This window comes from Pseudomonas sp. A214 (genome assembly GCF_900156295.1).
GTDB classification, from domain to species: Bacteria; Pseudomonadota; Gammaproteobacteria; order Pseudomonadales; family Pseudomonadaceae; genus Aquipseudomonas; species Aquipseudomonas rhizophila.
This window is the reverse complement of the sequence record NZ_LT707062.1, coordinates 913783-939355: the sequence shown is the minus strand read 5'-3', so window position 1 is coordinate 939355 and position 25573 is coordinate 913783. Positions and strand designations below refer to the sequence as shown.

At 60.8% G+C, this 25573-nt stretch carries 11 protein-coding genes and 1 pseudogene; 7 read left to right on the top strand and 5 right to left on the bottom strand.

Annotation, left to right across the window (positions count from 1 at the left end):
• Positions 1-180: 180 nt before the first annotated feature.
• Both BW979_RS04170 and BW979_RS04165 read left to right on the top strand, forming a co-directional pair.
• On the top strand, positions 181-11619 hold the full coding sequence (locus BW979_RS04170; protein WP_076383239.1) for a retention module-containing protein: 11439 nt from the start codon (positions 181-183) through the stop codon (positions 11617-11619).
• Between the two features lie 139 nt (positions 11620-11758).
• Entirely contained in the window at positions 11759-12097 is a 339-nt protein-coding gene (locus BW979_RS04165) for a hypothetical protein (protein ID WP_047230543.1), read from the top strand.
• A gap of 286 nt (positions 12098-12383) precedes the next feature.
• On the opposite strand, the pseudogene BW979_RS28065 reads toward BW979_RS04165, so the two are convergent.
• The 3 genes and pseudogenes from BW979_RS28065 to lapG all read right to left on the bottom strand — a co-directional run bounded on the left by BW979_RS28065 (position 12384) and on the right by lapG (position 16626).
• Positions 12384-12742, bottom strand: a pseudogene (locus BW979_RS28065) (DUF6124 family protein).
• Positions 12743-14041: 1299 nt separating this feature from the next.
• Entirely contained in the window at positions 14042-15988 is a 1947-nt protein-coding gene (lapD, locus tag BW979_RS04140; protein WP_047230504.1) for a cyclic di-GMP receptor LapD, read from the bottom strand.
• 14 nt (positions 15989-16002) lie between these two features.
• Positions 16003-16626 (bottom strand): cysteine protease LapG, encoded by a 624-nt coding sequence (gene lapG, locus BW979_RS04135; RefSeq protein ID WP_370695181.1) that lies wholly within the window; start codon positions 16624-16626, stop codon positions 16003-16005.
• A gap of 273 nt (positions 16627-16899) precedes the next feature.
• Between lapG and BW979_RS04130 the strand changes: the two genes are divergently transcribed.
• From BW979_RS04130 to BW979_RS04110, 5 genes are all read left to right on the top strand, one after another.
• On the top strand, positions 16900-17592 hold the full coding sequence (locus tag BW979_RS04130) for a GntR family transcriptional regulator (protein WP_076383236.1): 693 nt from the start codon (positions 16900-16902) through the stop codon (positions 17590-17592).
• A 688-nt stretch (positions 17593-18280) separates the two neighbouring features.
• A complete protein-coding gene (locus tag BW979_RS04125; protein ID WP_076383235.1) occupies positions 18281-19057 on the top strand; it encodes a DUF3050 domain-containing protein in 777 nt (258 codons plus the stop codon).
• Positions 19054-19986 (top strand): diiron oxygenase, encoded by a 933-nt coding sequence (locus tag BW979_RS04120; protein ID WP_076383234.1) that lies wholly within the window; start codon positions 19054-19056, stop codon positions 19984-19986. Before BW979_RS04125 ends, BW979_RS04120 begins: the two co-directional genes overlap by 4 nt.
• A gap of 10 nt (positions 19987-19996) precedes the next feature.
• Positions 19997-23416 (top strand): non-ribosomal peptide synthetase, encoded by a 3420-nt coding sequence (locus BW979_RS04115; RefSeq protein WP_076383233.1) that lies wholly within the window; start codon positions 19997-19999, stop codon positions 23414-23416.
• Between the two features lie 34 nt (positions 23417-23450).
• Positions 23451-23915 carry an SRPBCC family protein gene (locus BW979_RS04110; RefSeq protein WP_076383232.1) on the top strand — a complete coding sequence of 155 codons (465 nt, stop codon included), beginning with the start codon at positions 23451-23453 and terminating at the stop codon, positions 23913-23915.
• Between the two features lie 189 nt (positions 23916-24104).
• Here BW979_RS04110 and BW979_RS04105 read toward each other — a convergent pair whose 3' ends face one another.
• Both BW979_RS04105 and BW979_RS27740 read right to left on the bottom strand, forming a co-directional pair.
• Complete coding sequence (locus BW979_RS04105) at positions 24105-24941, bottom strand: IS3 family transposase (RefSeq protein ID WP_047230569.1); 837 nt, start codon at positions 24939-24941, stop codon at positions 24105-24107.
• Positions 24938-25240 carry an IS3 family transposase gene (locus BW979_RS27740; RefSeq protein WP_047230570.1) on the bottom strand — a complete coding sequence of 101 codons (303 nt, stop codon included), beginning with the start codon at positions 25238-25240 and terminating at the stop codon, positions 24938-24940. Before BW979_RS27740 ends, BW979_RS04105 begins: the two co-directional genes overlap by 4 nt.
• Between the last annotated feature and the right edge of the window lie 333 nt (positions 25241-25573).

Below are 25573 nucleotides of genomic sequence, written 5' to 3'. Positions count from 1 at the left end.
GGCCAGCAGAAGGTCAATAGTTTGGCATAAACAAAAAAATCAAAAAAACCAAGCCAAAATATTGACGTCATGAAGCGTCAAAACAACCTTATTTAGCGAAGCAAGAGCGTCCAGACCGGCGCAGCCAGAGGCTGTTAGGTACATGGAAGTCTACTGAACGTGGCACCCGGAGAGTCTTCAATGAGCAGTGTTATTGCCGTCGTCAAAAGCATTGTTGGTCAGGTTTTCGTCGTATCCCCCCAAGGCATCCGGCGTGTGCTCATTGAAGGTGACCGCCTGTCCACAGGCGATCAATTGGACACCGGCGCTGCTGGCGCCGTTACATTGGAACTGGCCGATGGGCGCACGCTGGACCTGGGTCGCGACACCCAGTGGAGCGCCACTGCCCCGGACTCCTCCACCGATCTCGCCCAGGCCACTGCCCAGGCTGCACCGTCGGTAGAAGAACTGCAGCAGGCCATTGCCGCCGGCGTCGACCCGACGACCGCCCTTGAAGCCACCGCCGCTGGCGCCACTGCTGCAGGTACGGGTGGGGCCGCCGGTGGCGGCCACAGCGTTGTGATGCTGGATGCCACCGCTGGCAGCGTCGACCCGACCATCGGGTTCCCGACTGAGGGTTTGAGCGCAGCCGCGGCCGCTGACGATGACATCACCGGCGGCGACACCGACGCCGATACCACTGCCAACGCGGTGCTTGATTCGACGTTGACCCTGAGCGCCACCCCGACCCTGACCGAGGCCGGCGGCGTGCTGGTCTACACCGCGACCGTCACCCAGGCGCCTCAGACCAACCTGATCGTGACCTTGTCCAACGGCGCAGTGATCGTGATTCCCGCCGGGCAACTGACCGGCAGCGTCAACGTCCCCCTGGCGCCGAACGACACTGTCTATAACGACCCTAGCCAGATCAGCGTCACCGTCACCGGCACTACTGGCGGCACCGGCATTGCCGTGACCTTGCCCACCACACCGGCAGTGACCCAGATCACCGACACCGTGGACACCACCACCGTCACTTTGACGGCCGGCAACACCGTCACCGAAGGCGGCCAGATCACCTACACCGCCACCCTGACCAACCCGGCCCAGACGCCAGTGACCGTAACCTTGAGCAATGGCTCGGTCATCACCATCGCTGCGGGCCAGACCACCGGCACCGTCAACGTCGACACCCCGGCCAATGACGTCTACAACAACGGCAGCACCGTCAGCACCACTATTACCGGTGCCACGGGCGGCAACTTTGAAAACCTGGTGCCGAGCACCACGCCTGCCGTGACGACGATCACCGATTCGGTGGACGCCACCGGCCTGACCTTGACCGCCAGCAACACCGTCACCGAAGGCGGCCAGATCACCTACACCGCCACCCTGACCAACCCGGCCCAGACGCCGGTGACCGTGACCTTGAGCAATGGCTCGGTCATCACCATCGCCGCCGGGCAAACCACCGGCACCGTCAATGTCGATACCCCGGCCAACGACGTTTACAACAATGGAAGCACCGTCAGTACCACCATTACCGGTGCCACGGGCGGCAACTTTGAAAACCTGGTGCCGAGCACCACGCCTGCCGTGACGACGATCACCGATTCCGTGGACGCCACCGGCCTGACCCTGACCGCCAGCGACACCATCACCGAAGGCGGTCAGATCACCTACACCGCCACCCTGACCAACCCGGCCCAGACGCCGGTGACCGTGACCTTGAGCAATGGCTCGGTCATCACCATCGCTGCCGGACAAACCACCGGCACCGTCAACGTCGATACCCCGGCCAACGACGTCTACAACAACGGCAGCACCGTCAGCACCACTATTAGCGGTGCGACTGGCGGCAACTTTGAAAACCTGGTGCCGAGCACCACGCCTGCCGTGACGACGATCACCGATTCCGTGGACGCCACCGGCCTGACTTTGACCGCCAGCGATACCATCACTGAAGGCGGCCAGATCACCTACACCGCCACCCTGACCAACCCGGCCCAGACGCCGGTGACCGTGACCTTGAGCAATGGCTCGGTCATCACCATCGCCGCCGGGCAAACCACCGGCTCCGTCAACGTCGATACCCCGGCCAACGACGTCTACAACAATGGCAGCACCGTCAGCACCACCATTACCGGTGCCACGGGCGGCAACTTTGAAAACCTGGTGCCAAGCACTACACCTGCCGTGACGACGATTACCGACTCGGTGGACGCCACCGGCCTGAGTTTGTCAGCTTCCACTGAAGTGGCCGAAGGCGGTTCGATTGTCTACACCGCGACCCTGACCAACCCCGCTGGCACTCCGGTCACCGTGACCCTGAGCAACGGCGCTGTAATCAACATCGCCGCCGGTGCCACCACCGGCACTGTGACCGTCAATGCGCCGACTGACGACGTCTACAAAGACGCTGGCAAAGTCGAAGTCAGCATCGATAACGCAACGGGCGGTAACTTCGAGAACCTCGTTCCGAGCACGACTCCGGCCGTGACTGATGTCACCGATACCATCGATACGTCGACTGTCAGCCTGACCGCGACTTCCTCCGTGGCTGAAGGCGGAACCGTCGTTTACACCGCTTCGGTCAACGCACCGGTCACCGGCGCTCCGTTGGTCGTAACGTTGAGCAACGGCCAGAGCATCACCATTCCAGTCGGTTCCAGCAGCGGTTCGGTCAACTTCGTGACCCAGAACGATGCCCTTGCCGGCGGCGACAACCTGAGCGTCAAGATTGATGATGCTCAGGGCGGCAACTACGAAAAACTGGACATCGACGCGACTCCCGCTGATACCACCGTTACCGATGTGCAGGACACGACTGGCCTGACACTCTCGGCCACTGACACCGTTGCCGAAGGCGGTTCGATTGTTTACACCGCAACCCTGACCAACCCCGCTGGTTCGCCAGTGACCGTGACTCTGAGCAACGGCGCTGTAATCAACATCGCTGCCGGCGCTACCACCGGCACTGTGACCGTCGATGCGCCAAAAGACGACGTCTACAAAGACGCCGGTAAAGTCGAAGTCAGCATCGACAACGCCACGGGCGGCAACTTTGAGAACCTGGTGCCGAGCACCACGCCAGCCGTCACCGACGTGACCGACACCATCGACACCAGCACGGTTTCGCTCACTGCGACCGCGAATGTAGCTGAAGGCGGCACCGTGGTTTACACCGCCTCGGTCAACGCACCGGTCACCGGCGCTCCGTTGGTCATCAACCTGTCGAACGGCCAGAGCATCACTATCCCGGTTGGCTCCAGCTCCGGTTCGGTGAACTTCGTTACCCAGAACGATGCTTTGTCAGGTGGTGATTCGCTGAGCGTCAAGATTGATGATGCTCAGGGCGGCAACTACGAAAAACTGGACATCGATGCCACTCCGGCTGACACCACCGTTACAGATGTGCAGGACACGACTGGCCTGACCTTGAGTGCTACCGATTCGGTTGCTGAAGGTGGTCAAATCACCTACACCGCAACCCTGACCAACGCCGCTGGCTCGCCGGTCACCGTGACCTTGAGCAATGGCGCAGTGATCAACATCGCTGCCGGCGCCACAACTGGCACCGTCACCGTCGATGCTCCAAAAGACGACGTCTACAAAGACGCCGGCAAGGTCGAAGTCAGCATCGATAACGCCACGGGCGGCAACTTCGAGAACCTGGTACCGAGCACCACTCCAGCCGTCACCGATGTCACTGACACCATCGATACGTCGACTGTCAGCCTGACCGCGACTTCCTCCGTGGCTGAAGGCGGCACCGTCGTTTACACCGCTTCGGTTAACGCTCCGGTCACCGGCGCTCCGCTGGTGATCACCCTGTCGAACGGTCAGAGCATTACCATTCCAGTCGGCTCCAGCTCCGGCTCGGTCAACTTCGTTACCCAGAACGATGCTTTGTCAGGTGGTGATTCGCTGAGCGTCAAGATTGATGATGCTCAGGGCGGCAACTACGAAAAACTGGACATCGATGCCACTCCGGCTGACACCACCGTTACAGATGTGCAGGACACGACTGGCCTGACCTTGAGTGCTACCGATTCGGTTGCCGAAGGTGGTCAAATCACCTACACCGCAACCCTAACCAACGCCGCTGGCTCGCCGGTCACCGTGACCTTGAGCAATGGCGCAGTGATCAACATCGCTGCCGGCGCTACTACCGGCACTGTGACCGTCGACGCGCCGACTGACGATGTCTACAAAGACGCTGGCAAAGTCGAAGTCAGCATCGACAACGCCACCGGCGGCAACTTCGAGAACCTGGTGCCAAGCACCACTCCAGCCGTCACCGACGTGACCGACACCATCGACACCAGCACGGTTTCGCTCACTGCGACCGCGAATGTAGCTGAAGGCGGCACCGTGGTTTACACCGCCTCGGTCAACGCACCGGTCACCGGCGCTCCGTTGGTCATCAACCTGTCGAACGGCCAGAGCATCACTATCCCGGTTGGCTCCAGCTCCGGTTCGGTGAACTTCGTGACCCAGAACGACGCCCTTGCTGGCGGCGATAACCTGAGCGTCAAGATCGACGACGCTCAGGGCGGCAACTACGAAAAACTGGACATTGATGCCACTCCAGCGGACACCACCGTTACCGATGTGCAGGACACGACCGGTCTGACCTTAAGTGCAACCGATACCGTTGCTGAAGGTGGTTCGATCGTTTACACCGCCACATTGACCAACGCCGCTGGCTCGCCAGTGACCGTAACCCTGAGCAATGGCGCCGTAATCAACATCGCTGCCGGCGCCACCACCGGCACTGTCACTGTCGATGCGCCAAAAGACGACGTCTACAAAGACGCCGGCAAAGTCGAAGTCAGCATCGACAACGCCACCGGCGGTAACTTCGAGAATTTGGTGCCGAGCACCACTCTAGCCGTCACCGACGTGACCGATACCATCGACACCAGCACGGTTTCGCTCACCGCGACCGCAAATGTGGCCGAAGGCGGCACCGTGGTTTACACCGCTTCCGTCAACGCGCCAGTCACCGGCGCTCCGTTGGTCGTGACGTTGAGCAACGGCCAAAGCATCACCATCCCGGTTGGCTCCAGCAGCGGTTCGGTGAACTTCGTTACGCAGAACGACGCTCTTGCCGGCGGCGATAACCTGAGCGTCAAGATTGATGATGCTCAAGGCGGCAACTACGAAAAACTGGACATCGACGCCACTCCGGCTGACACCACCGTTACCGACGTTCAGGACACGACTGGCCTGACGCTCTCGGCCACTGACACTGTTGCTGAAGGCGGTTCGATTGTTTACACAGCGACATTGACCAATGCCGCTGGCTCGCCAGTGACGGTGACCTTGAGCAACGGCGCTGTAATCAACATCGCTGCCGGCGCCACCACCGGCACCGTCACCGTCGATGCTCCAAAAGACGACGTCTACAAAGACGCCGGCAAGGTCGAAGTCAGCATCGACAACGCCACGGGCGGCAACTTTGAGAACCTGGTGCCGAGCACCACTCCAGCCGTCACCGATGTCACTGACACCATTGATACTTCGACTGTCAGCCTGACCGCGACTTCCTCCGTGGCTGAAGGCGGCACCGTCGTTTACACCGCTTCGGTTAACGCGCCAGTCACCGGCGCTCCGTTGGTCGTGACGTTGAGCAACGGCCAAAGCATCACCATCCCGGTTGGCTCCAGCAGCGGTTCGGTCAACTTCGTTACACCAAACGACGCCCTTGCTGGCGGCGATAACCTGAGCGTCAAGATCGACGACGCCCAGGGCGGCAACTACGAAAAACTGGACATCGATGCAACTCCGGCGGACACCACCGTTACTGACGTGCAGGACACCACTGGCCTGACGCTCTCGGCCACTGACACCGTTGCCGAAGGCGGTCAAATCACCTACACCGCGACATTGACCAATGCCGCTGGCTCGCCAGTGACCGTGACTCTGAGCAACGGCGCTGTAATCAACATTGCTGCTGGTGCTACCACTGGCACCGTGACCGTCGATGCGCCGACTGACGACGTCTACAAAGACGCCGGCAAGGTTGAAGTCAGCATCGATAATGCCACCGGTGGCAACTTCGAGAATTTGGTGCCAAGCACCACGCCAGCCGTCACCGACGTGACCGACACCATTGATACCAGCACGGTTTCGCTCACCGCGACCGCAAATGTGGCCGAAGGCGGAACCGTGGTTTACACCGCCTCGGTCAACGCACCGGTCACCGGCGCTCCGCTGGTGATCACCCTGTCGAACGGTCAGAGCATCACCATTCCAGTCGGCTCCAGCTCCGGTTCGGTCAACTTCGTGACCCAGAACGACGCCCTTGCTGGCGGCGACAACCTGAGCGTGAAGATCGACGATGCCCAGGGCGGTAACTACGAAAAACTGGACATCGACGCCACTCCAGCGGACACCACCGTTACGGACGTGCAGGACACTACCGGCCTGACGCTCTCGGCCACTGACACTGTTGCCGAAGGTGGTTCGATTGTTTACACCGCAACCCTGACCAACGCCGCTGGTTCGCCAGTCACCGTGACCCTGAGCAACGGCGCCGTGATCAACATCGCCGCTGGCGCCACCACCGGCACTGTGACCGTCGATGCACCAAAAGACGACGTCTACAAAGACGCCGGCAAGGTCGAAGTCAACATCGATAACGCCACGGGCGGCAACTTCGAAAACCTGGTACCGAGCACGACTCCGGCAGTGACTGATGTCACTGATACCATCGACACCAGCACCGTTTCGCTGACCGCGACCTCGACTGTGGCCGAAGGCGGCACCGTGGTTTACACCGCCTCGGTCAACGCACCGGTCACCGGCGCTCCGTTGGTCATCAACCTGTCGAACGGCCAGAGCATCACCATCCCGGTTGGCTCCAGCAGCGGTTCGGTCAACTTCGTGACCCAGAACGATGCCCTTGCTGGTGGCGATAACCTGAGCGTCAAGATCGACGACGCCCAGGGCGGTAACTACGAAAAACTGGACATTGACGCGACTCCCGCGGACACCACCGTTACCGACGTTCAGGACACCACTGGCCTGACCTTGAGTGCTACCGATTCGGTTGCCGAAGGTGGTTCGATTGTTTACACCGCAACCCTGACCAACGCCGCTGGTTCGCCAGTCACCGTGACCCTGAGCAACGGCGCCGTGATCAACATCGCCGCTGGCGCCACCACCGGCACTGTGACCGTCGATGCACCAAAAGACGACGTCTACAAAGACGCCGGCAAGGTCGAAGTCAACATCGATAACGCCACGGGCGGCAACTTCGAAAACCTGGTACCGAGCACGACTCCGGCAGTGACTGATGTCACTGATACCATCGACACCAGCACCGTTTCGCTGACCGCGACCTCGACTGTGGCCGAAGGCGGCACCGTGGTTTACACCGCCTCGGTCAACGCACCGGTCACCGGCGCTCCGCTGGTGATCAACCTGTCGAACGGTCAAAGCATCACCATCCCGGTTGGCTCCAGCAGCGGTTCGGTCAACTTCGTGACCCAGAACGACGCCCTTGCTGGCGGCGACAACCTGAGCGTGAAGATCGACGATGCCCAGGGCGGTAACTACGAAAAACTGGACATCGACGCCACTCCAGCGGACACCACCGTTACCGATGTGCAGGACTCGACCGGCCTGAGCCTGAGCGCTACCGATTCGGTTGCCGAAGGTGGTCAAATCACCTACACCGCAACCCTGACCAACGCCGCTGGCACTCCGGTCACCGTGACCCTGAGCAATGGCGCCGTAATCAACATCGCTGCCGGCGCCACCACCGGCACGGTCACTGTCGATGCGCCAAAAGACGACGTCTACAAAGACGCCGGCAAGGTCGAAGTCAGCATCGACAACGCCACCGGTGGCAACTTCGAGAACCTCGTCCCGAGCACCACCCCAGCCGTCACCGACGTGACCGACACCGTCGATAACACCATCGTCAGCATCACCGGCAGCACTTCGGTCACCGAAGGCCAGGCCGCGACGTACACCGTGAGCCTGACGAACCCGGCGCAAGCCGAAGTGACGCTCAAGATCGTCTACAGCGGTACCGCCGCCGACGGTACCGACTTCACCGGTGTCTACACCGTGAAGATCCCGGCCAATGCCACCAGCGCCACTTTCAACGTGGCGACGCTGGACGACAAGATCACCGAAGGTACCGAAAACTTCGTGGTCAAGATCGACTCGGCCACCGGCGGCAACTTCGAAAACCTGGCCGTCAGCGGCACCAACGGCAGCGTCAGCACCTCGATCATCGACAACGATGCACCGCCGGTACTGGACCTGGATGCCAACAACTCCAGCGGCAAGACCGGCGCCGATTACCAGGTGACCTTCACCGAAGGCACCACCGGTCCGGGCGTGTCCATCGGCGACACCGACCTGAAAATCACCGACCCGGACAGCACGATGCTGACCGGCGCCACCATCGTGCTGACCAACCGTCAGCCCGGCGATGCGCTGAACCTGGGTAACAGCGTCAACGGCATCAGCATCAACGCCAACAGCACCAACGGCACGGTCACCCTGACCCTGTCGGGCAATGCGACGCTGGCCGACTACATGCAGCAAATCAAGAACATCAGCTTCACCAACAGCAGCGACGACCCGAGCACCGTGCCGCGCATCATCACCGTGACGGTGACCGACGGCACAAACTACTCCAACACGGCCACCACCACCGTGAACGTGGTCGGGGTCAACGATGCGCCGGTCGCAACCGGTGGCGCGGTGACCGGTACCGAAGACACCTCGTTGATTCTTGGCTGGTCGACCTTTGGTGTCAGCGATGTGGACAGTTCGGCATCCAGCCTTGGGGTAAAAATCACCGGACTGCCCGCTGACGGCAAGTTGCAGTATCTGGACGGTGCAACGTGGAAGGACGTGGCCAACAACCAGACCTTCACCAAGACCGACATCGACGCCGGCAAACTGCGCTTCACACCGGATACCCATGAGTCCGGCGCCAACGGCAACGCGAACGGCGTGGGCGATCAGAAATCCGATTACGCGCAGATCAAGTTCCAGCCAACCGACGGCCAGGCGCTGGGCACTACCGGCACCGTGAAGATCGACATCACGCCGGTCGCTGACGCACCAACCCTCAACGTAGCCGGGAACGCCGTAAACTCCACTGGCCTGGTCAAGGAAGTCTGGACCGGTCTGTCGGGCCTGGGCACCGATGGCAGCGGCGCGCCGTCCGGTACGCTGAAGTCGGTGATCGATGCCGCCGGAACCCCCAACAGCAGCACCACCGTGAACAACGTGCAGTCCGACAGCAACGTGAATCCGGGCACCGCGTCGAAAACCTCGGGCCTGATTTTCCTCGAAGCTGGCAAGACCTACACCTTCAGCGGTACCGGCGATGACAGCCTGTTGGTGACCATCGGTGGCAAGGATGTCGCGGGCATCACCTGGGGAGCGGGCGGCAAGCTCAATGGCTCGTTCACCCCGACCACCAGCGGCTACTACACCCTGGACATCTACCACCACAACCAGACCGGCCCGGGCAGCTATGACGTGAACCTGTCGGTCAACGGCAGCACCCCGACCGACCTGAGCAGTGCCGGCGTGCCGCTGTACACCGGCGTGGCTGATCTGGTGAATGCGGGCGTGACTGTTTCGGACCTGCACGGCACCAATGGTGAAGGCTACTACGACGGCTTCAAGCTCAACGAAGGCGCCGAAGGCGGCAGTGTGAACCTGTCGAAGATCACCACGGCGCTGACCGATACCGACGGCTCCGAAAGCCTGAGCGTGAAAATCGGCGGGATCCCGGAAGGCAGCGTGCTGAGCGACGGTGCCGGCCACACGGCGACCGTGGGCAGCAATGGCGAGGCCTCGGTCACCGGCTGGAATCTGGGCAGCCTGACCCTGACGCCACCGACCTACTACAACGGCCAGTTCAACCTGACCGTAACCTCGACTTCCACCGAAGCCCTCGGCGGCTCGGCAACCACCACGGCGCAGATACCGGTCACGGTTCATCCGGCGGTCTACAACTCCGCCACGGCCACCTCTGGCAGTGACAACGTCACCGGCACCGACGGCAACGACATTGTGGTCGCCGACATCGGCGGGCTGACCGTCGTGCCAGGCGTCAACTACAACATCGCCTTCATGGTCGACAGCTCCGGCAGCATGAGCGCAGCGTCCGTCACAGCCGCCAAGGACTCGTTGACGTCGGTGTTCAACACCCTCAAGCAGAGCATGGGCGGCAACTCCGGGACGGTGAACATTTTCCTGGCAGACTTCGACAGCCAGGTGAATAAAACCGTATCGGTCAACCTCAAGGATCCGAACGCACTCGCGCTGCTCAAAAGTGTGCTGGATTCGATGGTGTCCGGCGGCGGTACCAACTACGAGGACGTGTTCAAGACCACGGCCAACTGGTTCAAGAGCAGCGAAGCCCTGAGCAACACCGGCGCGACGAACCTGACGTACTTCATCACCGACGGCCAGCCGACCTACTATCAGTCCGGCGAGCAGACGAACCCGACCTTGTATGGCGACGTGAAGCTCGACAGTCTGATCACCACGACCAACTACAAGCTGGGCCAGACGTTCAGCGCCGAGCTCGACAGTACGCACCGCGTTCAGGTCGATGAATCCGGCAATCTCACCCTGCTCACCTGGAAAAAATCCTGGGGCGGTTACTGGAGCAGTGAGGAATTGGGCACATTGCGCGCCCAGGGCGACGGCACCTATGAGTTGTCGTACCGCGACGGCACCGGCAGCAGTACCGGCTCGACCACCACCAGCAACTCCCTGAGCGCTTTCGCGCTGTTGAGTTCGGTATCTGGCGTGGAAGCCATCGGCCTGAACAAAGGCGTGACGCTGGATGACCTGAAGGACTACGACTCGGACAAGACTCCGCAGACCAACATCGATCCCAAGAACCTGGCCGACTCCATCATCGGACACACCGAAGCGACCCTGCCGGGCGCTGACACAGTCAACGGGGCAGACGGCAACGACATCCTGTTCGGCGACCTGGTGAGCTTCAATGGCATCGCCGGCGAAGGTTATCAGTCCATTCAGGCCTTCGTGGCCCAGCAGAGCGGTGTGGAAGTCAGCAAAGTCACCACCAGCAACGTGCACCAGTACATCACCGAACACTACAACGCTTTCGATGTGTCCGGTGCCAACGATGGCAATGACACACTGCTGGGCGGTGCCGGTAATGACATCATCTTCGGCCAGGGCGGCAACGACCTGCTCAACGGCGGCAAGGGCAATGACATCCTGCTCGGCGGCAAAGGCAACGACACGCTGATCGGCGGCCAGGGCAACGACACCCTGATCGGTGGTCTGGGTGGCGACACCTTCGTCTGGAAGTCCGGCGACACCGGCACCGACGTGATCAAGGACTTCAAGGCCAGCGAGGGTGACCGGATCGACCTGCGGGATCTGCTGCAGGGCGAAACCGGTAGCACCATCGACAACTTCCTGAAGATCAGCACGGTCGATGGCGTGTCGTCGCTGCAGGTCAGCACCTCCGGCAAGTTCAACGCGGGCGACGCCGCAGCGGCCACCCCTGATGTGACGATCAAGCTGGAAGGTAACAACTGGTCGAACATCAACCTGAACTCGTTGATCGCCGGCAGTGATCCGACCATCAAGGTCGATCACAACAACAGCTGACCGTGGCTTAACGGCCGCCCTTAGGGGCGGTCGTACCGGGCTGCATCCAGGATGACGATTTTGTCGCCACCCTCCATACTCGCGCGCAGTTGGCCTATGCTGCCCAGCATGACGCCGCTTCATACATGAGGGATGCCCGATGTTTTATGTGCAACGCGATGCACAAGGCCTGCTGGTGCGCGTGGAAGCCACCGCTTATGCGGAGGCCACCGAAACCCTGCCGGCCGACAGCCACGAAATCCAGGACTGGTTCGCCAACCAGGCGGTAGAAAACAGCCTCAAGCAGCTCAAGCAGAGCGACCTGGAAATGATCCGGGTACTCGACGACTTGATCCAGGTGCTGACCAGCAAAGGCGTCATCCGCGTCACCGACCTGCCCCCCGCGGCCCAGGCCAAGCTGATGGACCGCAACCAGGCCCGGGAAGCCTTGGGCGGGTTGAGCCGGTTGATCGATGATGATGAGAAAGGGTTGATCTAAGCCTGGTTCATCGGTGTCGGGGCTGCCCTCATCGCGAGCAAGCTCGCTCCCACAGGGGGATGGGGCAAGTCGCAGATATTGCCGTCACGCAGTTCTTATGTGGGAGCGGGCTTGCTCGCGAAAGCGGTGGGTCAGTTTGCGATGATGTTGGATGTGCCGACGCCTTCGCGAGCAAGCCCGCTCCCACAATTGGATTTGTGTCAGGGCGCAATTTTCCATTCGCCAACAGGCCTCTTGTGGGAGCGAGCCTGCTCGCGATGGCCATCTTCAATCCGCCACAGGCCTGTCAGTTCGACGTTTGAACCTCAAGCCGATCCATCGCCCGCTCCACCAACAAATGCACCCCGTCGGCCATTCGGCTGATCGCCAGAATCACGCTGCGGCGCGAGCCGTCGACGTCATCAGCCAGGTCGGCGGCGATGGCGCTGATGGACAGCAGGTCTTCGGAGGCATTGGCCAGTAAGGTTTCGGTGTCGATGTTCGGGGATACGATGAAGAGCTGGCCTGCTTGGGCCTCGTCGACGGGTTTGGGTTTGAGATAGTAGTCGAGAGCGCGCTCGGCGGCTTCGTCGAGTTTTTTGCTTGCAGGGTTTCGACTCGGGATTTGGATGAGGGCTGTGGAGGGTTAGGCGTAGCTTTGAACATGGTTTGGGCTTCCTATTCAATTCAGAGCCGCCCTGGCTCGCTTGCACGCGATGAAGGGTGGCAGCTATGTGCGAGTGTGCAAGACCGAGTAAGACAACGCCCAAAAACCTCGGCAGACCCGAAGGTCTCCCGCACACAGCTGCCATAAAACATGAGCACGAATGCACGATAAGTGGCTGGTGATATTGTTGGGCGTCTTTCTAACCGGCTTGCACGCCGGTGTCACCGTTTTTTCAGTGACAAACCCAGACTAGCCACGGGGCAGACGCCGGACAAGTTCACCAAGTTCGCCACAACTCGAAGGAAATCTCCTAGGACCTTACTTTTAGAGGGGTGTATATCCGTTTCTGCGGTAACGGCTACTGGCGGTTCCGCTCTTACAGCGGGTCACTTTTGGAAGAGCGCCAAAAGTAACCAAAAACGCTTTGCCCCACCACTCGGCACCTCGCTTAGGCTCGGTGTGCCCGAACGAAGGCATTGCTCCGGGGGCCGCCGCGAAGGGCCATCCATGGCCCAGCGCGGCTACCTCGGCATCCATGCCGAGGTGCCCCCTACGCAATGCCTGCGTTCGGCCAGCGTGGTTAACGGGGCGTCCCAGATCAAAAGCTTGGCGAGGCGGCCTGACAGCCGACCTGTTTTCTGATGACCGCGTTCATCCTGTGGGAGCAAAGCTTGCTCGCGATGGCGGTGGTTCAGTTGATGAAGATGTTGGATGTTGGATGTGTCGGCCTCATCGCGAACAAGTTTTGCTCCCACAAATCCTGCTTAAACTGGTCTGATGGTGCACAGCCGCAAGAGCAGGTCGGCTATAAGGCCGCCTCGCGAGCAAGCTTTGCTCCCACAAGTGCCTGCTCAAACAGGTCCGATTGATGCACAGCCGCAAGAGACAGGCCGGCTATAAGGCCGCCTCGCGAGCAAGCTTTGCTCCCACAGGTTCTGCTCAAACAAGTCTGATTGGTGTACACCCGCCAAAGCCAGGCCGGCTGTCAGGCCGCCTCGCTTTTGATTTTGATCTGGGGCCCCGTCAACCACGCTGGCCGAACGTAGGTATTGCGTAGTGGGCATCCCGGCATGGATGCCGGGATAGCCGCGCTGGGCCATGGATGGCCCTTCGCGGCGGGCCCACGGAGCAATGCCTGCGTTCGGGCATGCCGAGCCTAGGCGAGGCACCGAGTGGTGGGGCAAGACCTTTTGGTTACTTTTGGGGCGTTTGCCAAAAGTGACCCGCCGTAAGGGCGGAACCATAAGCCGCCGTTACCGCAGCAATGGATATGTACTCGGTCATAAGGTCAACAAACCTCACCCCCAACGCCGAGGCTCCCCAACCAACTGCCCCTGCACCCCAAACAACCCCATCTCCCGAATCACCGCCAACTCCCCCTCCGTCTCAACCCGCTCGGCAATCAACGGCAAGTCAATACTGTGAGCAGCACGCTGGATCGCTTCAATAAACAGGCGCTTGTCACTCTCCTGATCAATGGCACGGATATAGCTGCCATCGATCTTCAGATAAGCCAACCCCAACCGCGACAAGTTGCCAATCATGCTGAACCGCCCACCAAAACGCTGCAGGCTCAGGGAGAAACCAAGCTCACGCAGGTGCCGAGTCAACTCCTCCAGCACCGCTTGCTCCGGCAGTTGCTCTTCACCAATCTCCAGGGTCAAGCGCGGCCCAAGGTTGGAATGCGCCCGCAGGATCTCAAAGACCTTGTTCAGCGCCTGCGGATCGGCCAACGTCGCCGAAGACAGGTTCAACGCCAGGGACTGGTCATGCCCGGCCATTTGCTTGAGCACCTGTTCGAGCATCAAACGATCCAGACGCGCGGTCCAACCGAAGCGCTCCAGCCATGGCAGAAAGCGCCCGGCGGGGATGGTCTGGCCCTGCTCGTCCAGCAGCCGTGACAGCACTTTGTAATGCAGCACCACTTGGGTGTCCTGGGCGGCCACCACCGGTTGGAAGTACAGCTCGAAGCGCTGATTGCTCAAGGCCTGGTCGAGCAGATTGTGCCAGGCATGATGATCGTCACCGACGCTGGCCGAGGCGCTGTGGTCCAGGCAGGCCCAACCCGGTTCGCCCTGGCTTTCGGCCTGGGCAAGGGCCTGGTCGCCGAGCTGGAGCACGGCTTGCGGCGAGTCGCCATGGACGAATGGAGCCAGTCCGATGGAGGCCACCGAAGCCACATCGGTCGCACCGGTGGCATGCAGGCTGGCCAAGGCGCTTTCGAGGTTCTGCGCCAGTTGCAGCGCTTCCTCGCGCACCAGCCCCGGCGCCAGCACGGCGAACTCCCCACCGCGGATGCGCGTCACCATGTTGTGGGTTTCAGGGTAGCGGGCGCATTCACGCTGTAATTGTTCGCCCACGGCCTTGAGCAACTGGTCGGTGCGCTGCCCGCCCAGCCGCTGGTTCAACCCGGCCAGGTCCTTGACCCGCAGCAACAGCAGATAACCGGAACTGGCCTGCTCGGGGTTGCTCACCCGGGCGTGGAGCTGCATTTCGAAATACCGCCGGTTGGCCAGTCCCGTGAGATTGTCCTGGTAAGACTCGACCCGCAGTTTTTCGCTACGCTCGGCCTGCTCCTGAAACAGCGCCTTGAGCTTCTCGACCATCTGGTTCATCGCCTGCACCACCCGGCGCAGTTCCGGGGTACGCGGCAACTCCGGCAGGCTCAGGAACTCGCGACGGGCGATGGCATGGGACTGGTGCACCATGTAATCCAGCGGCTTGAGCTGACGACGCAGCAGCAAGGCCCCCAGCACCGCGCTCACCGCGCCGCACAGCAGCAGCCAGCCCAGGCTGCCCAATGCGCTCTGCCACAGCTTGGCGAGGGCGAACATCGGGTGGCTGACCACTTCGACCCGCGCCGCCTGTTCCCAGCCACGGCTAACAATCGCATCGCCACCGGCCGGCTCCAGGCCGATGAGCTTGATGAACCATTGCGGCACGTTGCCGGCGTCGGGCGTGCCGGTACGCTCGACGAGGGTTTGGTCGGTGGCGACATCGACCACACGGATGGTTGCGTAATAGCCGCTGTCGAAAATCGAACTGACCATCAGCTCCACCATCGCCGGGTCGTCGATGTTCGGCGTCAGGGACAGCGCCAGCGCCGTGGCCGCGTCCTGGGCGTGGGAGCGCAACTGGTTGACGTACTGGGCCCGCGAGCTTTCCAGACTGACCATGAAGCTGCCGCTGAAGGCAACCACCAGGAACAGACAGATAGCGATCAACAGCTGTTTGAACAAGGACATCTGAGCGCGCGCTCCTAGTTAGTCGTCTCGACCGGAAAACCTTCGGCCTGCATTTTTTTCAACACATCCTGCCACCGGGACAGGCGCTTGGTGTCACCCACTTTCTTGTTGCCCTTGGCGCCTGGCAGCCACAATCCCTCGGCATTGAAAGAGTAGACCGGCAACAGATCGGTCCGCTGGCTGGCCGGCAGGATGCCGTCGATCAGGCTGTCGAGTACCAGCGGCATGGCATCGGGGGTTGCGTAGTAAGTGAGCACCATGTGCGCACGGTTCTGCCGCAACGCCTTGACGTAAGTGATGCGCAGCTTGTCACTGGACACCCCCAGACGACGCAGGCTGAAGTACTTGGCAATGGCGTAGTCCTCGCAATCCCCGGCCCCTTTCCACAAGGCCTGGATCGGGGTCTCCCAGTAATCGACCTGACGCCACAAGTCGATGTCTTCGACGTAGCGCACCCGTTTGTTGAAAAACAGGTTCACCACCTTGAGCTGCTCAAGCTCCGGCGTCTGCTTCTGGGTCGCCAACAATTGCTGCCAGGCATCGATCCGTTGCTGCCCTTCGCCCAACGGCCCATATAACGCTTGCGCCCGCCGGCTGATCTGCGCAAAGTCCCAATCAGCCTGCAGGCCGCCCAGCATGAGGCCGGCCAGCAACAATGCCGAACACAGCCAGCGCAAGGACCTGGGAACAGGGAAAGGTGCAGCCAAGGGAAATACGTCCAAAAAGGGCCGTGGGAAATGCGTTGGATGGTGAAGCCTGGCCCGGCAAAAGACAATGGCAAGGTCCGATCACCACGAGCAGACTAAACTTTAGTTCAGGAACCGGGGCCGCGAGGTTTTGACGGCTTGGCAATCTGTAACTACTGTTGGCTTGGATCCAATTTTTGTTACTACCAGTCAGGGTGCGTTGTCGTGACACAGAAGCCCAAACCGCTAAGCACTATCCAGGTCAACGGGCCCGTTCCCGCTGCCCAGGCCCGCTCAATCATCGAAGAATCCCTGCGCGAGGCCATACTCGACGGGCGCCTGCCCTGCGGCACCGCCCTGCGCCAGCAGGAACTGGCCGACCTGTTCGGCGTCAGCCGCATGCCGGTACGCGAGGCCTTGCGCCAGCTCGAGGCGCAATCACTGCTCAATGTGGTTCAGCACAAAGGCGCCGTGGTAGCCCCGTTGATCACCAACAATGCGATCGAAACGTACGCCCTGCGTTCGGTCCTTGAATCTTTCGCATTGCGCTTGTCCATTCCCCTCCTCGATGCCGAGGACCTGGCCATGGCCGCCCATTACATCGAGCAACTGGAAGCCCAGACCGACCACGCTGAAATCGGCAGGCTCAACCGGCTGTTTCACATGTCGCTTTATCACAAGGCACCCAACAGCAAACTGCTGGACCTGATCGAGCGCGAGCTCAATGAGGAAGAACGCTTCTTGCGCTTCCATCTGTCGTCCATGGGCTTGGGCAAACTGACCCAGGACGATCATCGCGCGCTGCTGGAGGCCGCTACGGCGCAGGACATCGACAGAGCGGTTGCCCTGCTGGAGCTGCATCTGGAAAAAGCCTGCGTCACCATCCGTCGCTATCTGGAACAACAACCAAGCCGTTGACCTGCCCCCCGCGCCCCGAGGGGCGCATCACTTTCTTACACATCCCTCCTACACGGTTTCTCGCCCGCCCGACGAGGCCGCAGCGTAGCCGCGCCCTGTCGCCCCCATCAGTTCAATGGCACTGCCATCGATTTGGGCCCACTCTTGCGTTTGTCGATTAAAAAACAGACCTGAAGAAGTCAGCGCCTGGCCGCAGCCAGGCGAATCGAAGCCAACACGCAAGGAGCACCGCCCAACCGGCGGGATGATCGGAAGTCCGTCCGATGTCCCCCCCATAAAACAACAACTTCTTATTTCCCTGTCCCCTGAAGTGCTCCGAGTGAGGCATTCACTCAACTTCTTCGATTCTGATACTTCTCTATCGGAAGGAGCGGCTTCGCCTGAATAAAACTTATATTAAAAGTTTTAATACCCCTCTTCGCGCCCAATAAATAACCCCATTTAAATAATTAAAAAAACACTTGCCGCTTACTTGTTCGGTGTATTAGCTTTTTATCCGTCGAGTTGTTATCGACCGCTTACATTTATGGCTTAGGTCCGAAAAACCTTGCCCGCACGCCATGAATGCGTAGTTAAGACGAGCACTTCAATACTTTCGAAACTTATGGACTCCGGTTCAGGCACCCGCTCGCTTTTATTAAAGCCCGGGTGACTTTTCCGAACAAACAACATTGATGAGGACGTTCCGATGCAGCCAACCAAAGAACAACTATCTCTGAAAAAACACGCCCTTGGCCAACACCCGGTTTTTTCTGAAATAACATCAATCGATCTGCTGCGCCGTTTTATGCAAAGCCATGTTTTTGCCGTGTGGGATTTCATGTCACTGACCAAACGGCTGCAACGGGAGCTGACCTGTGTCCACTTGCCCTGGTTACCGCCGGCCGACCCACACGCTGCACGTTTGATCAACGAAATCGTCCTGGGCGAGGAGTCGGATGACCGCCCCGGAGCCGGCTATTGCAGCCATTTCGAACTGTACCTGGACGCCATGCGCGAGGTTGGCGCCGATACTCGCGCCATTGAGCAGTTCATCACCTTGCAACAGGAAGGCGTCAGTCCCGAAACAGCCTTGGAGAGCGTCGAAGTGGAGCCGGCGGCGGCCCGGTTCGTCCGCCAGACACTGCAAACGGCGCTGCACGCACCGGCCCACAGCGTGGCCGCCGCCTTCGTGCATGGTCGCGAGAGCGTCATCCCGCAGATGTTCCAGCGCATGCTGGACGCCTGGGGCATCGGCCTGGATCAGGCGCCGACGTTTCGTTATTACCTGCAGCGGCACATCGAAGTGGATTCCGAGGACCACGGCCCGGCAGCGGAAAAACTCTTGGCCCGACTGATCGATGGCGACCCGCAGCGCGAAACCGAGGTGCTGGCCGCTGCACTCGCCGCCGTCCAAAGCCGCACCGCGCTGTGGGACGGGTTACGCCAGAGCATGGCCCAACCGCTTGCGCAGGTGGCGCCATGAACGCTGTCGAATACCAATCCTTCGCCGACGCCTGGGAAAGCCGCGCGACCATCCGCACCCGGCCACGGCGCCGGGTCGAAGACGACGACAAGTTGATCTTCCCCATGAGCCGTCAGCCTCTGGTGCACAGCCAGACCTTCCTCAGCCACTGCCCGCAACTGCGCGATTTTGTGCTGGTGCAGAGCCTCTACAAGTTCATCAACGATGTGGTGATCTTCGAGACCGAGCTGGTGGACCACACCGCCCGGCGCATTGCCAAGAACAGCTTCGGCATCGAGTTCCCGTTCGCCTGCCGCTACGACGCAATGACGGTGGTAGTAGACGAGGATTATCACGCACTGGTGGCGATGGACTTCATGCAGCAGACCATCGACATGACTGGCATTGCGCCGATCCCGTTGCCCGATCAGATCGAGCTCAGCCGCGCCATCCCGGCGACGCTGGCCCAGGCACCGGAGCATTTGCTCAGCGCCGTGGAGCTGATCTGCATCGCCATTGCCGAGAACACCGTGACCAACGAGGTGGCGGCATTCGCCCGGGATGATTCGGTCAAGGCGTCGATCAAGGGCCTGATGGCCGACCACTTGCTGGATGAGGGACGGCACTCCGGATTCTGGACGCGTCTGGTGCAAATCTACTGGCGCAGCGCGCCCGAAGCTGACCGCGATGCGATTGCGCGACTGATGCCCGGCTTCATCAGCCAGTACCTGGCGAGCGATCTGCAACAGGCGTTCGATTTCCAGCTGATCGCACACCTGCCCGTCGACGAATCGGTGCGCCAGTCATTGCGCGAAGAGGCCAGTGCGCTGGCGTATCCCATCAATCGTTTTCACCCGTTGGTGGGCAATATCACGCGCTTTTTTCGCAGCAGCTCGATGCTGGCGTCCCCCTGCGTGCGTGACGCCCTGGCCGACTACCTGACCCCATGAGGATCCGCCCATGAGACGCCTCGAAATTGCCGTGTCTGGCACAAGCCAGGCCATGACCGACCTGGCCCAGGAGCTCGAACTGCACGGCCACGGTGTTGTGCATTTTGAATCAGCGAACCACCACACAGCGGTAGACCTGTTGATTGATGACGGGACGCTGCCCTGCACCCTAGACGCCTGCTCAAACCTTCAGGTGCGTGTGGCGCTCCAGGCTTTTCCCGGCCAGGCATTGCCACAGCCGGTGGTGGTTTTCCGCGACAGCGCGCATCGGCCGTTGTCCCAGGAAGTGATCGCCCCGCAAGGCTGCGGCAACGGCCAGTCTTTGCGACTGCGCGCCTTGGCGGCGGTGGTCGAGCACGGTGCGCGACTGGTCAGCCAGCTTTCCCGGGACGAAGCCTGCTTCGATCACTGGCCGACGGTGCAGACCGACGCCTGCGATGAATCGTTGCAGGGACTGGACGTGTTGGAGCCGCTGGCCTTCGAACACCACCTCAATCGGCCCGCGGTGCCTTGGCTGCTGGCTGCAGCCGAAGTGCCGGTCATGCATGACATCGAGCAGCGCATGCTCGATGACGGTACGCAAGCGGCCCTGTGGGTCGACGGTCAGCTTGTCGACTACAAGTCCTTGCGCAGTCTGGCGTTGCGCTTGCAGGAGCCGATGCTCAAGCAACTGGCCGGGGCAAAACCTGGAGTGATTGGTGTCTGCCTGCCCAAGTCCGCACAGTTGTACGCAGCTATCCTGGCGGTGCTGGGTTGCGGGGCGGTGTACCTGCCGCTGGACCCGCAGCACCCCGCGCAACGACGGCGCTTTATCCTGGAGAACGCCAACGCCGACTTACTGCTGCACGACGGTGACAGCGACCTGGGCGAGCTGTCGCTGCCGACGCTGGATGTACGCAAGCTGCCTTCACCCAAACCCGGCATCCCGGCCTCGCTGATCCGCCGCGTGGTGGACAGCGACGAACCGGCCGTGGCGATCTACACGTCCGGCACCACCGGCCAACCCAAAGGCGTGCTGCTCAGTCATCGCAACCTCAGCCATTTCTGCGCCTGGTATAGCGACTATGTCCGCTTACAGCGTGACAGCCGGGCATTGCAGTTCTCCACCATCAACTTTGACGCATCGCTGCTGGATATCCTGCCGACCTTCATCCAGGGTGCGACGCTGGTGGTGCCCAGCGAAGACCAGCGTCGCGACCCGCAGCAACTGGTGGCGCTGATTCAGCAACAGCGTGTCACTCATGCTTTCCTGCCGCCCGCGCTGCTGAGCGTGATGCCGCTGGATGCACCGTTGGGGCTGGAACACCTGATTACCGGCGGCGATGTCTGTGAGCCGTTCGTGATCGAGCAGCTCGCACCGCAGTGCAGTTTCCACAACATCTACGGCCCCACCGAAACCACGGTGCTGGTCACCACCCGGCAATTCGGTGTCGGTGACAACAACCGCAACCTCGGTGTGCCCATCGCCAATGGCCGGGTGCTGATTCTGGATGAGCAGCTGCAACCGGTGCCCCAAGGCACACCGGGCGAGCTGTACATCGCCGGGCCTGGGGTCGGCCTCGGCTATCTGAACGACCCGACGTTGACCGCGAGCCGCTACCTCAACCTGACGCTGCCCGACGGGCCAACGCTGCGGGTATATCGCACAGGCGATATCGCCCAATGGACCGACCACGGCATCGAACTGTGTGGTCGGCGCGATAACCAGGTGAAGATCCGTGGCTTCCGGGTCGAACCCGAGGAAATCGAGCATTGCCTGCGCGACAGCCAGTTGTTTCGCCAAGTAGCGGTGGGGGTCGATGACCGACGGCGGATCCTGGCGTTTCTGGTTCACCCTCGGGAAGAGCGGGCCGGCGCTGCCCTTCAGGCTTTGCGCGAGCATGTACAAAACGCGCTGCCCAGCTACATGCACCCGGCGGCCTACGTGCAATTGCCCAGCCTGCCCTACACCAGTAATGGCAAAGTCGATCGCCGGGCCTTGCTCGCCACGGCGGTGCAAGTGCAGGTCGGCAGCCATCGGCGCCAGCCGCAGAACGTTCTGGAAACGCAGCTGCGGCAACTGTGGGCCGAGTTGCTGGAGCTGCCGGTCGACGACATCGCCACCGATGAAAGCTTCTTCAATCTCGGTGGCCATTCGATCCTGCTGTCACAACTGTTGCTGGGGGTCCGCGAAGCCTTCGGGCGCAGCCTGTCGATCAATCGCTTCATCGAAGCACCTACGCTGATCACGCTGGCGAAGTTACTGGACGATCCTGCGCAAAACAGCACATCGACCCTCAGCCCCCAGGCCTTGATCGATGCGCAAGCGGAACTCAACCTCGATCCCCTGCCTGTCAGCCGGTGTGGTGATGTGCACAAGGTGGTGGTGACCGGCGCCAACAGTTTTCTTGGGGTACACATCGTCGAGGCCTTGCTGGCCTGGGGCGCCACCGAAGTCGCGTGCCTGGTGCGCGAGTCCGGTGGACAAAGCGCGGCCGAACGCTTTGCCCAGGCCCTGCGGGACAATCGGCTGAACCACCTGGACCTGAGCCGCGTCAGTGTCTACGCCGCCGACATCACCCAACCGCAATTGGGTTTGCCAGACGACGTCTATGCCCGCATCGACCGCACCTTCGGCGCGTTGGTGCACAACGCCGCCCACGTCAATCATGTGCTCGACTACGAGTCTTTGGCGCGGGACAACGTGGAGCCGATCTTCGAATGCCTGCGCCTGTGTGAAGGGCGCAGCAAGAAGATCTTCAACTTCGTCTCTACGCTGTCGGCGTCCAGTGCGCTGGATGCCGACGGCCAGGTCCTGGAGCAGCCCGCCGCAGAGACGCCGCCGATCTACATCAAGAACGGCTACAACCTGTCCAAATGGGTCGGCGAACGGATCCTGCAGCGCGCTCGGGATCGCGGGGTGTGGGTCAATCTGTTTCGCCCCGGCAACATCAGTTTCAACAGCCTGACCGGGGTCTGCCAGCCCCACAAGAACCGGTTGATGCTGATGCTCAAGGGCTCGATCCAGCTCGGTCAGGTGCCGGATCTGTCCCTCAACTTCGACCTGATGCCGGTGGACTTCCTGGCGCGCTTCATCTCCTTCCACGCCAGTCGTTATCAGCCGACGCAGGCGGTGTTCAACCTGCACAACCCCGAGCCCTTGAGCTGGGACGCTTATGTGGCGTCGTTTCGTGACAGCGGCCGGGAATTTTCCCTGGTCAGCGTCGCCGACTGGCAACGGCAACTGGGCCGAGTCGATGCTGACAATGCGCTGTTCGGCGTACTGGGTTTCTACCTCAACGGTTTCGAGGAAGACATCGGCGACATCTCGTTGATCAACCACGCCAACGCCCGGGCCGGTGTACGGCAGATGGGTGCCCGCTACCCGGAAAAATCCCCGGCCTTGCTGCGCCGCGGCGCTGATTACCTCAAGGCCATCGATTTCATCTGAAGCACCCCTCAACTGTAAAAAAAGGAGCAAGACCATGAATGCACTTCAACCCAACACCTTGATCAAGAACCCCCACGCCTGCGAGGTCGAAACTTCAGTGGAAGTACCCGCCAACGCGGCGAGCGTCTGGGCAGTGGTGGGCAATTTTGCAAGGTTCGATCGATTCATCCCGGCACTTGAGCACATCGAAATGACCGGCGAGGGCGTGAGGTCCCTGCGCAAGAAGTTTTTCCGCGACGGGCAGAACCTGGTGGTGGAACAGCTCAACAGCCATGATGACCAGGCCATGCACATGACCTGGACACTGATCTACAACACCCTGGGCATCGATAACCTGTGGGCGGCAATGCGCGTCGAGCCCCTGGCGGACAACCGCTGCCGCGCCACCTGGACCATCATCGCCGACCACACCGATGCCCATACCCCGTCCGGCTTCCGAGATTTCCTGCAAGGGTTTGCCGATGAGGCGATGGGGAATGTGCAAGTGATGTTCAAGTAAACCTTGTGGGAGCGAGCCTGCTCGCCAAAGCGGCGGGTCAGCTGGCGATGATGTTGGCTGTGCTGTCGCCATCGCGAGCAGGCTCGCTCCCACACTGATTTCGGTTGGGCGCAAGATCCAGTCACACCGCCAATCCCCTGTGGGAGCGAGCTTGAACTGGTCAAGTAATTCTGGACACCAGTTAAGGTTTCACGCCGCCAGTTTCTCCATGGCTACCGGCGACCGGTAGTCGTTGTAGCTATGGAGCCTGACGTTGTTGTATCGCATCACATAACGTTGCACATCCACGCGGGCTTCATGCTCCGAGCTGTAGCCATCGTCTGGCACCCACTCTGATTTCAGGCTCCCAAAGAAACGCTCCATCGGGGCGTTGTCCCAGCACTCACCTTTACGACTCATGCTGTGCAGGAGTCCATGCTTGCGCATCTCATTCCTGAATTTGTGGCTGGTGTATTGGCAACCTTGGTCAGAATGAAACAGCACCTCTTTTGGACAGCCTCGCAATTGAACCGCCATTCGCAACGCTTCGCAGGTCAGCGTGGCATCGGAAATCATTGAAAACGACCACCCCACGATCCGGCGAGCAAACAAATCCAACACTGCCGCGAAATACATCCAGCGCTTACCCACCTTGATGTACGTCACATCTCCACACCACACCTGGTTGATCGCCGTGACATCAAACTTGCGCTTGAGCACATGCGGCGCTACCAGCGCTTCCACGCCGGAAGATTTGTACTTGTGCCGCCGCCGCTGATGACTGGCAACACCGGCTTCGCGCATCAAACTGCGAGCCAGATGTCGCCCGACACGATGCCCCTTTGCTTGCAGTTCCTTGGAAAGGGTGCGAGACCCGGCGGATGCTCTGGATTCCTTGTGATGCTCGACCAGCACGGCTTTGAGTTTCTCCCGCTCAGGCTTCACCTTGCCTTGGCGCTGACGCCAGGCGTAAAAGCTGCTGCGGTTGACCCCAAACGCCCGACAGCAATTGTTAACGCCGTACTGCTCGTCCAGCTCGTTGATCAACGAGAATGATCTTTGGAGTCCAAAAGCAGGAGAGCACTGGCCTTTTTTAGGATTTCAATGTCCAGGTCTTTTTGCCTGAGCAACGCTTTGAGCTGCTGAATCTCTCGCTGATCGGCGGTAATCGCCTTAGCCCCCTCGGGGGTCGAACCCAAGCGCTCTTTGCGAACCTGGTCGACCCAACGGCGCAAGGCGGTAGGGCCAATATCCAGGCTGGCACAGACTTCGGGAACGGACTGGCCCTCGTCCAGCACCATGCTGGCAGCCTTGAGCTTGAACTCACTGGAATAAGATTTGCGCATATCCAAACACCTCAGATTTGGGCGCCATCATAGCGCCCGATTGAAGTGTCCAAAATCATTAGGCCAGTTCAGCTTGCTCGCGAAAGCGGTGGGTCAGCTGGCGATGATGTTGGCTGTGCTGCCGTCATCGCGAGCAGGCTCGCTCCCACACTGATTTCGGTTGGCCGCAAGATCCAGTCACACCGCCAATCCCCTGTGGGAGCGAGCTTGCTCGCGAAAGCGGCGGGTCAGCTGGCGATGATGTTGGCTGTGCTGTCGCCATCGCGAGCAGGCTCGCTCCCACACTGATTTCGATTGGCAGCAAGATCCAGTCCCACCGCCGATTCCCTGTGG

Excerpts from the sequence above, each read along its gene's own strand:
- BW979_RS04120 (WP_076383234.1), top strand. The coding sequence starts at position 19,054 with ATGAACGCTGTCGAATACCAATCCTTCGCCGACGCCTGGGAAAGCCGC.
- lapG (WP_370695181.1), bottom strand. The coding sequence starts at position 16,626 with ATGCTGGGCGGCCTGCAGGCTGATTGGGACTTTGCGCAGATCAGCCGG.
- lapD (WP_047230504.1), bottom strand. The coding sequence starts at position 15,988 with ATGTCCTTGTTCAAACAGCTGTTGATCGCTATCTGTCTGTTCCTGGTG.
- BW979_RS04125 (WP_076383235.1), top strand. The coding sequence starts at position 18,281 with ATGCAGCCAACCAAAGAACAACTATCTCTGAAAAAACACGCCCTTGGC.
- BW979_RS27740 (WP_047230570.1), bottom strand. The coding sequence starts at position 25,240 with ATGCGCAAATCTTATTCCAGTGAGTTCAAGCTCAAGGCTGCCAGCATG.
- BW979_RS04170 (WP_076383239.1), top strand. The coding sequence starts at position 181 with ATGAGCAGTGTTATTGCCGTCGTCAAAAGCATTGTTGGTCAGGTTTTC.
- BW979_RS04110 (WP_076383232.1), top strand. The coding sequence starts at position 23,451 with ATGAATGCACTTCAACCCAACACCTTGATCAAGAACCCCCACGCCTGC.
- BW979_RS04165 (WP_047230543.1), top strand. The coding sequence starts at position 11,759 with ATGTTTTATGTGCAACGCGATGCACAAGGCCTGCTGGTGCGCGTGGAA.
- BW979_RS04115 (WP_076383233.1), top strand. The coding sequence starts at position 19,997 with ATGAGACGCCTCGAAATTGCCGTGTCTGGCACAAGCCAGGCCATGACC.